A 14,094-nucleotide genomic window follows, 5' to 3' on the forward strand; every position below is an offset into this window, starting at 1 on the left:
CAGGAGGTGGTCCCGATGACCAGAATGACCCCGCAGGACTCCCGCGTCGCTAAGGCCCTGAGCGCTGAGAGCTCCTCGATCCGCCTGCGGGCGGCCCTGGCCATCGGGACCGGAGGCGACGCCGACTACACGGAGCTGCTCGTCGAGCGGTGCGCGATCGAGCCGGACTTCTTCGTTCGGGACATGCTCTCCTGGGCGCTCACCCGTCTGCCGCCGGAGATCGTTCTGCCGCGGCTTCACCGGGAGCTCTGCTCCGGGTGCAACCAGGCCCGCAGTCAGGCGCTGCACACGCTCTCCAAGGTCGGCGACAAGAGCGCCTGGCCCTGGATCACCCGTGAGATGCTCGGCGATCCCGACGACGGGATCGCGCGGACCGCCTGGCGCACCGCCGTCGTCCTCGTTCCGGAGGGTGAGAAGGCCTCTCTGGCCGAGGATCTGACGCGCCAGCTCGGCCGCGGAGACCGCAGCGTTCAGCTGAGCCTGAGCCGGGCGCTGATCGACCTCGGCGAGTTCGCCGACCCCGTCCTGGAGAAGGCCGCGCAGAGTCTCGATCCGAGGGTGGCTGCGCACGCTCGTGCCACCGAACTGCTCCGGCAGGACCCCGAGACCGGTTTTGAGGAGGCCATCTCCGAGGCGAGGCGTGATGCTCACGCCGGGGGTGCCAAGCGTGAAGGAGCCGGATACGGGTGTGGTAAGAACTGAGACTGAGGGGGGTGAGCCCATGGGGGTGCAGGAGGCGTTGGATTGCTGATCGGTGATGCGGCCCGGTTCTCAGGAGTGAGTGCCCGGATGCTCCGGCACTATGAGGCTCTGGGGCTGGTGCGGCCGACGGGTCGCACCAGCGCCGGCTACCGCGACTACTCCGCCGAGGACGTCCGCAGAATCTTCCAGGTGGAGAGCCTTCGATCCATGGGGCTGTCGCTCAAGCAGGTGGGGCGCGCTCTGGAAGACCCGGACCTGACGCCCGCCGCGCTCGTCGGTGATCTCATCCGGTGCACCGAGGAGCGTCTGGCCCAGGAGCGCGAGCTGCTCGACCGGCTCCGAGCCATTGACGCCTCCGCGCCCGCCGACTGGCGCGACGTCCTGCGCGTCATTGACCTGATGCGAGACCTCGACTCGGAAAGTGCCGCACGCAGACAGCAGGCCGTTCTGATCCGATCTGAGGGAGCACCGGTCCCCGTCGAGCTACTGGCGGAAGCGCTTCTGAGCGAGTCCGAGCCGGATGTCGCGGGTGCGTTGCGCTGGGCCCTCGCCCGATCCGGCGGCGATGCGGTGGCGGCGCTGCGCGCCGGTGCTCACGCAGAGGATGTGGATGTTCGACGGCGCGCGGTTCGGGCGATCTCTGAGGTGCCCGAGGCGCCGGGCGCCGCCGCTGTGCTCGCACAGGCTCTCGACGACCCCGATGCGGCCGTGCGCGACTGCGCCGCTCTGGCGCTCGGGCGATGCGGTGCGACCGAGACCGTCCCCGTCCTTGTCGCGATGGTGGTCGAAGGTGCCCACGATGTGGAGGCAGCGGAGGTGCTGGGAGCGCTGTGCCGCGACGGCGAGCGTGCGGCTTGGATTGTCAATGCTCTGACCGACGAGCTCGCCGCGCCCACCGCTGAGACCGCCGTGCGACTGCGTCTGACTCAGGCTCTCGTCGAGCTCCCGGTCGCTGCCGCCGGAGAGGTGCTTCTCCGGTTGACCCGCGACTCCGACCCCGCCGTCGCCCGCCTCGCCTCGGTCTTCGCCTGAGTCCTGAACGAGCAGTGTCACCGAGGACGTATCGATGGTGTGTGACCGGGCTTCTTCGTGGTTCAGGTTCAGTGGTGGGTGGTCGATGGCGGAGTCGCAGTTTCCTCCGACAGCGCAGTGATCTCACTCACGTATGACCGGTGGTGGTGGGTGGAAGTGCGCGGATTTGCGCGGATCTCCGGGATGTCTGACATGTTGTGGCAGTCGGCTGGGGTGGAGCTTGTGCGACTTTTGTCTGCGGTGACGGCGATTCGGTGCGTATCCTGGAACAGAAACCAACCAAATGGACTGTTAACTGGAGAAGCACCTTGCCGCAGCATGCTCAGTGCCGCGGCGCCCTCGTCCGAGGTAGTGATGGCTTTCAGGGTGTGGGGCATGGTCTTGGTCGCGCCTGCGATGACGGCAGCGTCCTTCGCGTCGGTCTTGGCGCTGCCCGGTGTCAGGTCGGCGGTGCGTCTCATGGACAGTCCGGGCAGGTAGCCCACGGTGATGCCCATGTCCTGGGTCACCGCCATGGCCAGGGCCCCGATGGTGGCGGGCTGGTCCACCACCAGCACCTGCCCTTTTTCTTGTAGGCGCTGGTAGACCTCTCGCAGCCGGTCCTCGTCGTTGGGCAGGGCCCTGTCGAGGACCTTCCGGCCCTCTCGGCTCAGGGCCGTGGCTCAGTGCCCGCTCCTTGCCGACGCCCGGTACCGATGAAGGCCTCGATGTCCTCGATATCCATCTCTCCTGCTGCCTCTCGCTGCGTGGGTGCGGGGGCCAGCCGGTGGACGGGCCGGCCTCCGCACCCACGCCTGCGTTAGACCTCTGCCGTTTTGCGGTGGGTCGTTCCCCTTATCAGCGGTCACCAGCGCCCGGCTGCCGCAGGTGACTTTGGCCCCCCCCGGGATCATCTACGGACAGGGGCAAAACACCCGTGCCCACAGCAGCTGGCCCAGCCCCGGACCACCCGGGACCACCAACAAGGTAACGGGTCGGTTGTGGCAGGCGGTGCGGGGGTGATGGTAGTTGTGGTGGTTCCACAAGCGACGACGTCGCGGCGCTGCTGCTATGAGGCATAGGTGTGCACGTAGAGGCACTCTTCGGCCAGGATGCGGTTGTAGCGCTCGACCTTGCCGTTGTGACATGGATGTAGGGGCGGGTCCTCTGGCGGCGTGAGCCAGGGAGGTGACGGTCGTGGTGGAGACCGGGCGCGGCGGAGAAAGCCGATTGTGGTGGAGGTCGTCTCGTCATCGAGGGCCTCGGTACAGGCCAGGTGGGAGAAGGCCTCGATGGCGCTGTGCAGGTAGGTGTAGCCGGTCCAGGCGCTCTTGCCCCGCTTGGGGAGGCCTTCGCCTCGGGATGGGTGCGTCTGTGGGTCCTCCAGCCGTCCCCCGGGTCGGATGTGTCCGACCTTCTTGACGTCCAGGTGGATCATTCGGCCCGGGAAACGGGCCGGGATCGTTTTGCTGATCCGGTTGGTCTGCTAGGTGGGGTCGGGTGTCGCGTCGTCGGTTCAGGCCAGCTCCGGCCAGCCAATGGGCCACGGTACGCACCGACACCACTGCCCTGCGTACGGTGAGGTCGTGGCTGATGTGGCGGGCGGACCACGTGTGGGTGCGGCGTCAGTGCTCGATGAGGTCCGAGGACTTCACGGGCAGTTTCTCAGTGAGGCATCGAACCCACTACGTGGACTTCCGGTAGTGCCCCGTAGTGTGGTGTAGCGCGGTGGTTGGGCTGCTGTTGGTGGCAGCGCGGTCACCGTGTGATCCTTCGAGGAATCTCCTACAACCCACTCGAACGGAGTCATCACGATGACCGCTCCTTATATTGTCAACCCTGAGCGTCTTCTTGGCGAGGCTCTTTCTCAGGCCTCGCCAGACCTGATGCGTAGCCTGCTGCAGACGGTGATCAACTCCCTGCTGAGCGCTGAGGCTGATGCGGTGTGCGGTGCCGAGTACGGTCAGGCCAGCCCCGAGCGCCGGGTTCAGCGCAATGGCTATCGGCATCGGGACCTGGACACCCGGGTCGGCACGATTGACGTGGCTGTCCCCAAGCTGCGCACTGGCTCGTACTTCCCCGACTGGCTGCTTGAACGCCGTAAACGGGCCGAGTCCGCGCTGATCACAGTGGTTGCTGACGCCTACCTGGCCGGGGTGTCCACGCGGCGCATGGACAAGTTGATAGGTATTTTGGGCATCGACTCGCTGCCCGGAGTCACAGGTCTCACGTATGGCGGCTGAGCTCGACGAGCAGGTCGCCTCCTTCCGCAACCGGCCCCTGGGCGATGCAGGCCCATTCACCTTCGTGGCGGCCGACGCCCTGACATTGACAGGTCCGCGAAGGTGGGCGTGTGGTCAGCGCGGTGGTCCTGACCGCTACCGGGGTCAACGCTGATGGACATCGCGAGGTCTTAGGACTGCGGGTAGCCACCACCGAGAGCTCGGCGGCCTGGAACGGGCTGCTCGCCGACCTGGTGGCCCGGGGACTTACGGGGGTACGGCTTGTCACCTCTGACGCCCACACGGGCCTGGTTGAGGCTATCGCCGCGAACCTGCCCCGAGCGACCTGGCAGCGCTGTCGCACCCACTATGCCGCTAATCTGATGACAGTGGTTCCCAAGAGTCTGTGGCCCGCTGTCAAGGCCATGCTCCACTGGCGTCTACGACCAGCCCGACGCAGTAGCCGTCGAGGCTCAGTTCGACCGCCTCCTGGACTACGTCCACACGATTCTGCCCGAGGCCGCCGACCACCTCGAGGCCGCACGAGCCGACCTGCTGGCCTACCGCCGCCTTCCCTGTCGAGGTATGGAGACAGATCTGGTCCAACAACCCCCAAGAACGCCTCAACAGAGAGATCCGTCGCCGCACCGACTCAGTAGGGATCTTCCCCAACAGGGACGCCATTATCCGCCTGGTTGGCGCCGTCCTGGCAGAGCAGACCGATGGAGTGGACCGAAGGACGCCGCTACCTCAGCCTCGACGTTCTCAACCACAGCCGGAACCTACCCAACACCCTCTCTCTCACCAGCTAACGACCACACTCCACGAAGACCTCTACACCACATCAAGAGACTTGACCTTGAGTGCGTGATCGACGATCAACCCACGTGCGGCGCACCCGATCAAGGTGACCAAATCTAGACATCTAGTATATGGATAGTTAGTATCCTGATATGCAGTTGCCGAAGGGAGTGGAGTGGGCTGCGCACGCGCTGGTCGTGCTGGATGTGGCTGGAGGTCGAGTTGTTTCGAGTGCGGGCTTGGCGGGAGTGTTCGATCTGTCGCCGACCTATCTGAACAAGCACCTGCAGAAACTTGCGGCGGCGGGCATCGTTGCCTCGGTGGCCGGAGCCTCGGGCGGGTTCCGCTTGTCCCAGCCAGCCGCAAGGGTGAGCCTGGATGACGTGGTTTCTGCATTAGGTAGCGCGGCACCTTTGTTCCAGTGCAACGAGATCCGATGCCAGGGTGCATTCGTCGACCAGAAATCGCAGATCCTCGCGTCAGGTCTGTGCTCGATCAACCGAGCTATGTCCCGTGCCGAGGATGCTTGGCGTGCCTCGTTGGCTGGCACCTCTATCGCCGACCTAGCAGCCGGCCTCGACAACGCCACCCGAACCCGCATGCTCCAGGCCACCGGTCTGGATCCCGACCCCGTTAAGGACCCCTTGTGAAGATCGCCATCATCGGCGCCACCGGTACCGCTGGCCGCGCCACCACCCGGACCGCTCGCCAGGCTGGATATGACGTCATTACTCTGTCTCGTGCTACCGGTATAGATCTGCATACCGGTGAAGGCCTCACCAGCGCCCTAGACGGTGCCGACGTAGCCATCGATACCTCCAACCCCTTCCCGGTCAGCGCCGACGCCGACCTCGTCGCTACTTTTCGCGACGCCACGGCTCGCGTTGTTCGGGCCTGCCAGCATGCCGGCGTTGACCGACTAGTGCACTTATCGATCTGCAACATCGACGACCCCGCCTTCGACGAATTCGACTACTACCTCGCCAAGCGCGCCCAGGAGCAGGTACTGGCCGATTGCGCACTCGAGCACGTGGTGGTGCGCTCGACGCAGTGGATGGAGTTTGCCCTCAACCCGGGCGCAGTCACCCAATCTGACGATCAGGTGCGCGTCGAGGACTGGCTTGTCCAGCCTATCGCCGTCGACGAAGTTGCCCGGGTTTTGGTCGAAGCGTCCAGCGGCTCCGTCCGTGACCGACAGATCGCCGGCCCTGAACGGGTACATTTGCCTGACCTGACCCGACAGTTACTGCAGGCTAAGGGGGATTTGCGTCCTGTCGTTGTCACGGCCCCAGGTCTGCCAGCGCTCGCTCAGGGGGTGCTGCTCGCGCCGCGCGGTGCAGAGCTTCTAGGACCTGACGTTGCCAAATGGGTGAGTACCCAAGGGTCAGCAGCCTGACTGTCAATACGTCACCCGGGGCTGGCGTGAGCCAGCCCTTCTTCGCGTAGCCCAGTAGAGTTCCATGTCTTACCCCAACGCGGTGCTTACGTTGCGCCACCGCCTCAATGTCACCCAGCTCGTCGTCGAGGAGGATTTGCTGATCGGCGATGTCACCGCCCGTTTTCAAGTGGTTTGCCTCTCCCGTTAGCTCCACCACCTCAGGGGTCTGCCCCGCCAGGAAGCTGGCGGGGCAGACCTTTTCGTGCCTTGTGTGACTTCTGGGTGCCGAGTCGGCTTTCGTGGATCTGAAGCCCTGTGCTTGGGTGTTTCTGTCGCGGTTTCGGAAGAGCCTCGCTACGCGGCAGTAGGGCTCGGGCGGATTTGGAATCGTCCCTCCGAAATAAGCCAGGTGAGCACAGTGGATGCAATGAGCACAGCGGCTCCACTGGCGAAGGATGCGCTGTAGCTGCCGGTAGCGTCACGCAGAAGCCCGCCCAGCAAGACGCCCAGGGCGGCGAATATCTGGTGGATGAGCCAGGATGATCCCAAGATCCCTCCCATCGCTGTGCCGCCGAAGCGGTCGGCCACCAGTCCGGTGGTCAAAGGAATCACCGGGAAGGATGAGAGGCCGAACATCACCACGCCGAGGATGAAGGCGGGGAGGCTTGGTGCAAGTGCGAGAACCGTGAAAGACACTGCCCTGGCGGTGTGAAGCACGATGAGCGTAACTCGCTTGCCCCATCGCTTGGCCGCCCACTGTCCAGTCAACCACATAGAGGCCGCACTGCACAGGGCGACCAGTGCCATGAGCCACCCGCCCGTACTGGGACTACCGCTGAGCTCCAGGGCAAGCTTCGGCATGTGCGTGGTGAACAGGTAGAGCGAGTACCCGCAGCCGGCGAAACTGAGGCTGATCGTCCAGAACTGACGGTCACTCAGTGCGTCGCGCAATGTGGTGGGCACTCCTGCCTGCTCGAGCGTGCCGTCGGATCGGATACCGACGTCGCTGGGGCTGTTGCGCGCCCCGAACCACAGCACCGGCACAACAAGGGCGAGCATGATCGTCCCAAGAGCAAGGAACGCGGCCCGCCAGCCGAGCATGGTGACAAGTACTCCGGCCAGTGGGAGAAGTAGCAGCTGGCCGGCATTGATACCCATCGAACTCACAGCGAGCGCTCGAGGACGGCTCTTGGTGTGCCATCGAGCTACCAGGACTGAGGAAGGCATTGAACTGCATCCGGCGAATCCTGCAGCAACTACAACCCCGAACAGGATTAAGAACTGCCAGTACTCGGTCACGGTCGCAAGCGTGACGTAGGACAGTCCCATCAGAGATGCACTCCCCGCCATCACCTGACGAGGGCCGATCCGGTCAATCAGTCGACCGGCAAGTGGCTGAAACAGTCCCCAAGCCAGCGTGTTCACTGCAACCACAGTGCTCGTTGCCGCTAAGGACCAGGCAAGGCTGTCCATGAGCGGCGCAATGAACTGCCCGATCGCCAGATTCAATCCGAACGCTCCGGTCAGGGAGGTGAAGGCTACGGCCGTGATTCGACCCTGCCAGTGTTGCAAGGTGGTGGTCATCCCACGCTCCTAACGGATTTGGTGAACCTTAAGCATTAGTGGGATGGAAGCACCCTTTCTAATGGTTGTCAAGACCTGTTACCGTTAGTCCATGGTCCGAGATGCACCCCTGGTTCCCCCGTTGGATGGCGAACCCTTACCGATCGAGCTGGTGAACACAACCTTCGTGGATGGGGGGTTGCGCGGGCGTGTTGTGGACACTCTCACCACACCGTCGGAGCTGGATGCTTGGCTGGCTCGTAATCGGGAGCAGTTCAGTGCCGACCTGCGCCCGCTCCTTGTCGGCGTCTCCAGTGACGTTTGGGATTTGGAGAATTGGCTGGATCTAAGGGGGGCGATCCGTGGCTACCTGACAGCGCTCGCTGGTGGCGCTAATCCAGCTCAGCAGGATCTCGTGCGCATGAACGATGCGGCGGTCGGGGCTGCTCACTACATAGAGCTGCAGCAGGCTGACAGCCTCGTCGCTCGTCGTCGATGGCATGTCGCCGACCCGCTTGCGATTGCGCTGGGTGAGGTCGCCTCTGCTGCGGCAGAGTATGCACGTCCGGAACGACGCTCTCGATTACGAGCCTGCCAGGCTCCGGGGTGCATTCTGTTCTTTGAGAAAACTCATCCTCGGCGCGAGTGGTGCTCGCCGGCTTGTGGGAATCGTGTCCGAGTGGCTAGGCATGCTCGGTCTGCAAGGTGACTCCTGTAGGCGGGGTCGGGTGGTGTTTGCGCCGGTGACGATGTAGGCGGAGGGGCTGCGGAGCCTGACTGGTCTCAGCTCGCTGCCCCTAGGTGCTTGCTCCATGGGGTCTGGGTGGGGTGTTGGTGTGCTCCACGAGGGTCTGAGTCTTGTGCGGCATGGATGAACTCTGGCTAATGCGACCCGACCTTGTACGGTCCAGGTGGCCGCCATGGGGGCGCATTCCCTGACGGCAGTGTGGTGATCTCGCTCACGTATGACCGGTGGTGGTGGGCGGAAGTGCGCGGATTTGCGCGGATCTCCGGGATGTCTGACATGTTGTGGCAGTCGGCTGGGGTGGAGCTTGTGCGACTTTTGTCTGCGGTGACGGCGATTCGGTGCGTATCCTGGAACAGAAACCAACCAAGTGGACTGTTAACTGGAGAAGCACCTTGCCGCAGCATGCTCAGATGAGGCGCCGGAACTTTCTGATGGGCGGTCTCGCCTTGACTGCCTCGAGCACTCTTCTACCTGGGCTACGGCCGACGGCTCACGCCTCCTCGGCGCCGGCCGCCGGTCCTCCCGCGGCGCCGTCAGAGGTGCTGTCGGATATGCAGGACCCTCGTGCCTGGGTCCTCTCCTCCGACGACGGCTCCGTGCGGCCCGACACCTCCACCCACTCCCACGGGACCCAGTCGCTGCAGCTCACCACCACCGGTGACCCCGATCGCCCCACCAGCGCCGACCTGGCCCTACAGGGCGTCAACATGACCGACTGCCAGTGGGATCTGTGGCTCCGAGCCGAGGACTACCGGCAGATCGGAAGCATCCTGCTCGAGCTCGGTGGTGATGACGAGAACTGCCTGCGTCTGGACGTCGCCCCCGATATGCGCACGCTGCGCACCGGCTCCTGGTGCCGGGTGACCGTCAACCGAGCCGCCGAGCGCGCCGTCGTCGGCCGCCCTCACCTGGAGCGGGTGACGCGGGTGCGCCTGACAGTGAAGCCCGCCTCTGACTCGGCTCCGAGCCGGTTATGGCTCGGGTACCTGGGCACCCTGCCCACGGCCGGCAGCGGCATCGTCTCCATCTCCTTCGACGACGGCTACGACAGCGACTACAAGACGGCACGGGAGATCATGCAGGGGTACGGCATCCCTGCGGCAACCTCCTACGTCATCGCCGACAAGGTCGGACTGCCGGGCCGCATGAGCGCCGACCAGCTCGCTGAGATGCGAGAGGTTCACGGCTGGGACATCGCCGCCCACGCCTCCACCGATCTCACCACGCTGGACGAGGCGGGGATGCGCAAGGAGTTCGAGACGATCAGGTCCTTCCTCCTCGAGCACGGCTACCCCGAGGGGGCCGCCCACTTCGCCCTGCCCATGGGGCGGTACAACGACCTCGTGCTGCGCACCTCCCAGAGCTACTTCGACTCACTGCGCACCATCGACGTCGCCCCGGAGACCCTCGCGCCGGGGGACCCGTACCGGCTCCGCGTCTTCTACTGCGGCTCCTACACCACCGAGTCTCAGGTCGAGAAGGCCCTGGCTCGGTGCCAGGAGCACCGCTGCTGGACCCACATGGTCTTCCATCGGGTCGACGAGGATCCCGACGACGCTCCCGAGTCGGTCGCAGCGGCCACCTTCAAGCGCTTCATGAAGCGCGTGGCCGACTCCGGCCTGCCCGTCAGGACGGTTCCGGAGATCATGCGCAGTCAGGTGCCCGCCCCGGCCCCTGACTGAGACGCCGCCGCATTCCGTCCCGAGCACCCGTTCCCAGTCCTCCCCCTCACCATTCCTGATTCCCTTGATACGGATGGATTGACTGCATGAATATCACTGTCATCGGTTGCGGTTACCTTGGAGCCGTCCACGCCTGTGCCATGGCCGAGCTGGGCCACCGCGTTGTCGGTGTCGACGTCGACCGGGACAAGGTCGAGTCCCTCGCCGAAGGACGGGCCCCCTTCCATGAACCGGGATTCACCGAGATCCTGCGACGACGAATCGAGGCCGGCGGGCTGACGTTCACGACCGACTTCTCGGCGATCTGCGGGGCGCAGGCCCACTTCGTCGCTGTCGGTACGCCGCAGGGCCCCGGTGGTGCGGCCGACCTGACGCACGTCGAGGCCGCCGTCGAGGCGATGAAGCCGTACCTGGGCAGGTGCCTCGACGGAGCCGAGATCGTCGTGGGCAAGTCGACCGTCCCCGTGGGCACGGCTGCGCGTCTGGCTCCGACCATCGCCGCTGCAGGAGCCGTCCTGGCCTGGAACCCGGAGTTTCTACGCGAGGGATTCGCCGTCGAGGACACCTTGAACCCCGACCGCATGGTGTACGGCCTCCCGGACGAGCCGGCCGACGCCGAGCGCGCCACGGCTGTGCTGGACGAGCTCTACGCTCCCATCATCGAGTCCGGAACGCCCCGCCTCGTCATGGACTATGCCACCGCCGAGCTGGTCAAGATCAGCGCCAACGCCTTCCTGGCCACGAAGATCTCCTTCATCAACGCCATGGCCAGCGTGTGCGATGCCGCCGGCGGGGACGTCACCGCACTGGCCCGGAGCATCGGGATGGACGCCCGCATCGGCAGTCGTTTCCTGCGGGCGGGGATCGGATTCGGTGGTGGCTGCCTGCCTAAGGACATCCGCGCCTTTCGGGCTCGGGCCGACGAGCTCGGCGTCGGCGAGGCGCTGAACTTCCTCGCCGAGGTGGACCAGATCAACGAGGACGCCCGCCACCAGACCCTGGACAAGGCCAGGAGCATGCTCGGCGGCTCAGTGGACCAAGCGCGTGTGGCAGTGCTCGGAACGACCTTCAAGCCCGACAGCGACGACATGCGGTGCTCGCCCGGTCTGGCCATCGCCGCGGAGCTGGCCGATGAGGGCGCTCGGGTGGTCGTCACCGACCCCGCTGCTGCACAGATCCTCGCCGATGACGACGACCTGCCCTACGACGTCGCCGCCGACCTTGAGGAGGCGCTGACCGCGGCCGACCTCGTCCTCCTGGCCACCGAGTGGGACCAGTACACCCGTTGCGACCCCGCCTGGGCGGCCGACCTCGTCGACAGGCGCAACGTCGTCGACGGGCGTAACGCGCTGGATCCCGAGGCCTGGCGGGACGCGGGCTTCGCCTACGCGGCTGTCGGCTCTCGGTAGGCACTGCTGCCTTCATGCCCTTCGACACGGAAAGACTGACGCACATGTCTTGGTCATTCGGAATGTTCGTCGTGCTCATCTGCCTTCTCATCCTCCTGGCCTGCCTCGCGGTCAAGCTGTTGTTCAAGCGCAGGCTGGGGCTCAGAGTGGTGCGGGACCGCAGTGCGGGCGGCAGCCGGACGCTCATCGTGCGCACTCCCGTGACGACGACGGACGAGGCGCAGCGCTCGGCCGATGCCACCGGACTGCCTCGGGCACTCATGGGGATCAGTGGGCCACCTCCCGTCATCCTCGTGGCACTCGGTCTGGTGGGGTGGTTGTTCTGGCGCGTGCTGGTCAGCTGGCACCATGTCCTGGATGAGTGGGCCGTGTGGACCTTCGACGTCCTCTTCCTGCTCGTTGCCGCCCAGCTGGTGCTGGCATGCTTCGAGGGACGCGTGGCCGGCGACGAGGACTTCCGGGTCGCCGTGCTCGTCCCGCTCTACAACGAGGATCCCGACGTGGTGGTTCGGATGCTCTCCGCCCTGCTGCACCAGAGCTCCCCGCCGGCCGAGATCCACGTCGTCGACGACGGCTCCACCCAGAGCACCTATCTGGAGCAGCGGGACTGGTTCATCCGCCAGGCCGCGGTCGCCGGCATCTACGCCACCTGGCAGCGGACTGCCAACGAGGGCAAGCGCCATGCCCAGGTCCACGGGTTCAGGAAGATCCGCAACGCCGAGCTGTTCGTGACCGTCGACTCCGACTCCATGCTCGACGCCGAGGCTCTTCGTGAGATCGTCCAGCCCTTCAGCGACCCGCGGGTCATGTCGGTCGCCGGTGTCATCCTGGCGATCAACAACCGGGAGAATCTCCTGGCGCGCGTGACTGACGTGATCTTCGTGGGTCAGCAGCTCGTCGACCGCTCCTCCATGTCGCAGCTCGGATCGGTGATGGTCGACTCCGGTGGGCTGGCCGCCTACCGGTGCCGCATCCTGGCTGAGAACATAGACATCTATATGAATGAAAGCTACCTGGGACGGCACGTGGAGTTCTCCGACGACTCCATGCTGACTCTCTTCGCCCTGCTCAACGGCAGGACCGTCCAGCAGCCCTCGGCCTTCGCCTTCGCGTGGATGCCCGACCGGTGGAGCCACCACTATCGGCAGCAGGTGCGCTGGTTCCGTGGCTCCTTCATCCGTGGGCTCTGGCGCATCCGTTTCCTCCCAGTCCTCTCGTGGGGGTGGTGGCGGCAGGCCACCGGGTGGATGCAGATCTGGGCGGTGACCTCGGGCTTCGTCTACCTGGCGCTCTGGCGTCCGCTTGCCACGGGTGACAGCGTCCCTCTCGCGGTGGTGCTCGTGCCCCTCACGATCGGGCTGGCGCAGAACTCGAGGTATCTCAACGTGTGGCGATCGGACACCACCGACTCCGCGCGGCGCGCCAGCCTGCTCCTGTCGCCGGTGGCGACGCTCTGGTCGGCCGTCATCTTGCGCCCCTTGCGGTTCTGGGGGGTGGTCACCAGCGGCAAGATGGGGTGGAACACCCGCCAGCAGGTCGAGGTCACCTCGCAGTGAGCCGTTCGCCGACCCCGTGGAGGGACCGAGGTTCCTGCCTGAGGGGCCGGTATCGGATGCCTCGCTGTCAGCTGCGACAGGCGGCGGGCGCGCTGGGGGCTTCGCGACGAGCTACCCGTCCGGTTGGCATCAGCGCGCGTGATCGGCGTAGAAGTCCGCGAGGTGGTGAGTGCCCGTTGCGGGGGCCACGCAGTCGCGCAGCATGTTCCAAGTCGTGAACCGGGCGGTGTCGGCCAGGCGCGGGTTGAACAGTCCCGTGAGTCCCAGCGTCGGCGGCAGCACCCACGCTGGGACGGCGAGAACACGCGGTCGTTTCCCGACGGCGTCGAAGGCCAGGTGCGCCAGCTCTTCCCAGGTGAGTGTATCCGGCCCTCCGACATCCCAGGCGCCAGTGCTCCCCTCCTCCATCCGGTTGACGACGTAGGCCGCCAGATCCGCTCCGTGAATCGGGTTGATTCGCACCTCTGGGCGGAATACGGTCACTAGACCCCGTCTGGCCATCGCCAGTACCTCCATCATGTCGGAGAAGTAGGCCGGCGGATTGATGATTTGGGAGTTGATCTCGGCGGCTTCCAGACTCTGTGCGAAGGCTGACTTGGCTCGCGTCAGTTGGGCGGGGCAGCGATCTCCGTTCAGGACGTTGATGTAGGTGAAGGAGTCGGTGTGCTTCAGCGCCGAGTCCAGGATCGCCCGGTTGGCAAGATTGTCGATCTGCCACGGGTCGGCCTTCTGACGTGTCACCCCCAGGGCTGAGATGACGTGCTCGATGTCGGCCGCGAGGTCCCGAGTGAAGTCGGGGTCGGTGACGTCGCCGACGGCCCACTCATCGACCAGGCCGTCCAGGGACGGCGAGTCCCATGGTCCGTTCCGGCAGGCGCGTGCCCGGTCTCGCACGATGGCCCGCACGCGGTGTCCCCGAGCGTGAAGCTCCGCGATAACGTGTCGACCGAGGTATCCGGTCGCTCCAGCGATAAGAGCACTTGCCATGTCACATCCCTCCTGGACCGCACTGTCACCACGAA

12 protein-coding genes and 2 pseudogenes are annotated in these 14,094 nt (G+C 65.4%); 10 read left to right on the plus strand and 4 right to left on the minus strand.

All coding sequences use genetic code 11. The features are described from left to right. The first annotated feature begins 15 nt into the window (after positions 1 to 15). Positions 16 to 702 carry a HEAT repeat domain-containing protein gene (locus BQ8008_RS12675; protein WP_234415413.1) on the plus strand — a complete coding sequence of 229 codons (687 nt, stop codon included), beginning with the start codon at positions 16 to 18 and terminating at the stop codon, positions 700 to 702. Positions 703 to 744: 42 nt separating this feature from the next. Beyond that, positions 745 to 1,734: a HEAT repeat domain-containing protein gene (locus BQ8008_RS12680; RefSeq protein ID WP_108834328.1), complete on the plus strand. Its 990-nt coding sequence runs from the start codon at positions 745 to 747 to the stop codon at positions 1,732 to 1,734. 314 nt (positions 1,735 to 2,048) lie between these two features. Here the strand turns inward: BQ8008_RS12680 and BQ8008_RS13870 are convergent. Next, positions 2,049 to 2,354: pseudogene (locus tag BQ8008_RS13870) on the minus strand (IS110 family transposase); the annotation flags it as partial. A 428-nt stretch (positions 2,355 to 2,782) separates the two neighbouring features. Next, positions 2,783 to 3,151, minus strand: coding sequence for a hypothetical protein (locus BQ8008_RS12690; RefSeq protein WP_108834330.1), 369 nt, complete (start codon positions 3,149 to 3,151; stop codon positions 2,783 to 2,785). 376 nt (positions 3,152 to 3,527) lie between these two features. Here BQ8008_RS12690 and BQ8008_RS12695 point away from each other — a divergent pair. The 4 genes and pseudogenes from BQ8008_RS12695 (at position 3,528) to BQ8008_RS13875 (ending at position 6,322) form a co-directional block, all read left to right on the plus strand. After that, positions 3,528 to 4,747, plus strand: a pseudogene (locus BQ8008_RS12695) (IS256 family transposase). A gap of 141 nt (positions 4,748 to 4,888) precedes the next feature. After that, a complete protein-coding gene (locus BQ8008_RS12700; RefSeq protein WP_108834332.1) occupies positions 4,889 to 5,386 on the plus strand; it encodes an RrF2 family transcriptional regulator in 498 nt (165 codons plus the stop codon). Continuing rightward, a complete protein-coding gene (locus BQ8008_RS12705) occupies positions 5,383 to 6,132 on the plus strand; it encodes an SDR family oxidoreductase (RefSeq protein ID WP_108834334.1) in 750 nt (249 codons plus the stop codon). Before BQ8008_RS12700 ends, BQ8008_RS12705 begins: the two co-directional genes overlap by 4 nt. Positions 6,133 to 6,196: 64 nt before the next feature. Further along, positions 6,197 to 6,322, plus strand: coding sequence for a hypothetical protein (locus tag BQ8008_RS13875; protein WP_009403032.1), 126 nt, complete (start codon positions 6,197 to 6,199; stop codon positions 6,320 to 6,322). A gap of 146 nt (positions 6,323 to 6,468) precedes the next feature. Here the strand turns inward: BQ8008_RS13875 and BQ8008_RS12710 are convergent, their stop codons facing one another. Further along, on the minus strand, positions 6,469 to 7,698 hold the full coding sequence (locus BQ8008_RS12710) for an MFS transporter (RefSeq protein ID WP_108834336.1): 1,230 nt from the start codon (positions 7,696 to 7,698) through the stop codon (positions 6,469 to 6,471). A 91-nt stretch (positions 7,699 to 7,789) separates the two neighbouring features. Here BQ8008_RS12710 and BQ8008_RS14165 point away from each other — a divergent pair, with 91 nt between their 5' ends. The 4 genes from BQ8008_RS14165 (at position 7,790) to BQ8008_RS12730 (ending at position 13,072) form a co-directional block, all read left to right on the plus strand. Further along, positions 7,790 to 8,386, plus strand: coding sequence for an ABATE domain-containing protein (locus BQ8008_RS14165; RefSeq protein WP_108834338.1), 597 nt, complete (start codon positions 7,790 to 7,792; stop codon positions 8,384 to 8,386). A 449-nt stretch (positions 8,387 to 8,835) separates the two neighbouring features. Continuing rightward, positions 8,836 to 10,107: a polysaccharide deacetylase family protein gene (locus BQ8008_RS12720; protein ID WP_108834340.1), complete on the plus strand. Its 1,272-nt coding sequence runs from the start codon at positions 8,836 to 8,838 to the stop codon at positions 10,105 to 10,107. 86 nt (positions 10,108 to 10,193) lie between these two features. Then, a complete protein-coding gene (locus tag BQ8008_RS12725; protein ID WP_108834343.1) occupies positions 10,194 to 11,516 on the plus strand; it encodes a UDP-glucose dehydrogenase family protein in 1,323 nt (440 codons plus the stop codon). Between the two features lie 44 nt (positions 11,517 to 11,560). Then, positions 11,561 to 13,072 carry a glycosyltransferase family 2 protein gene (locus BQ8008_RS12730; RefSeq protein ID WP_108834345.1) on the plus strand — a complete coding sequence of 504 codons (1,512 nt, stop codon included), beginning with the start codon at positions 11,561 to 11,563 and terminating at the stop codon, positions 13,070 to 13,072. A 129-nt stretch (positions 13,073 to 13,201) separates the two neighbouring features. Here the strand turns inward: BQ8008_RS12730 and BQ8008_RS12735 are convergent, their stop codons facing one another. Continuing rightward, complete coding sequence (locus BQ8008_RS12735; protein WP_108834347.1) at positions 13,202 to 14,059, minus strand: SDR family oxidoreductase; 858 nt, start codon at positions 14,057 to 14,059, stop codon at positions 13,202 to 13,204. Between the last annotated feature and the right edge of the window lie 35 nt (positions 14,060 to 14,094).

The sequence above is a fragment of the Actinomyces sp. Marseille-P3109 genome (assembly GCF_900323545.1).
In the GTDB taxonomy this organism is placed as follows: Bacteria; Actinomycetota; Actinomycetes; order Actinomycetales; family Actinomycetaceae; genus Actinomyces.

What these genes read in the sequence shown, in the direction of transcription:
- BQ8008_RS12675 (WP_234415413.1), top strand. Translation starts at nt 16, where the DNA reads ATGACCAGAATGACCCCGCAGGACTCCCGCGTCGCTAAGGCCCTGAGC.
- BQ8008_RS12690 (WP_108834330.1), bottom strand. Translation starts at nt 3,151, where the DNA reads ATGATCCACCTGGACGTCAAGAAGGTCGGACACATCCGACCCGGGGGA.
- BQ8008_RS12700 (WP_108834332.1), top strand. Translation starts at nt 4,889, where the DNA reads ATGCAGTTGCCGAAGGGAGTGGAGTGGGCTGCGCACGCGCTGGTCGTG.
- BQ8008_RS13875 (WP_009403032.1), top strand. Translation starts at nt 6,197, where the DNA reads ATGTCTTACCCCAACGCGGTGCTTACGTTGCGCCACCGCCTCAATGTC.
- BQ8008_RS12710 (WP_108834336.1), bottom strand. Translation starts at nt 7,698, where the DNA reads ATGACCACCACCTTGCAACACTGGCAGGGTCGAATCACGGCCGTAGCC.
- BQ8008_RS14165 (WP_108834338.1), top strand. Translation starts at nt 7,790, where the DNA reads ATGGTCCGAGATGCACCCCTGGTTCCCCCGTTGGATGGCGAACCCTTA.
- BQ8008_RS12720 (WP_108834340.1), top strand. Translation starts at nt 8,836, where the DNA reads ATGAGGCGCCGGAACTTTCTGATGGGCGGTCTCGCCTTGACTGCCTCG.
- BQ8008_RS12725 (WP_108834343.1), top strand. Translation starts at nt 10,194, where the DNA reads ATGAATATCACTGTCATCGGTTGCGGTTACCTTGGAGCCGTCCACGCC.
- BQ8008_RS12730 (WP_108834345.1), top strand. Translation starts at nt 11,561, where the DNA reads ATGTCTTGGTCATTCGGAATGTTCGTCGTGCTCATCTGCCTTCTCATC.
- BQ8008_RS12735 (WP_108834347.1), bottom strand. Translation starts at nt 14,059, where the DNA reads ATGGCAAGTGCTCTTATCGCTGGAGCGACCGGATACCTCGGTCGACAC.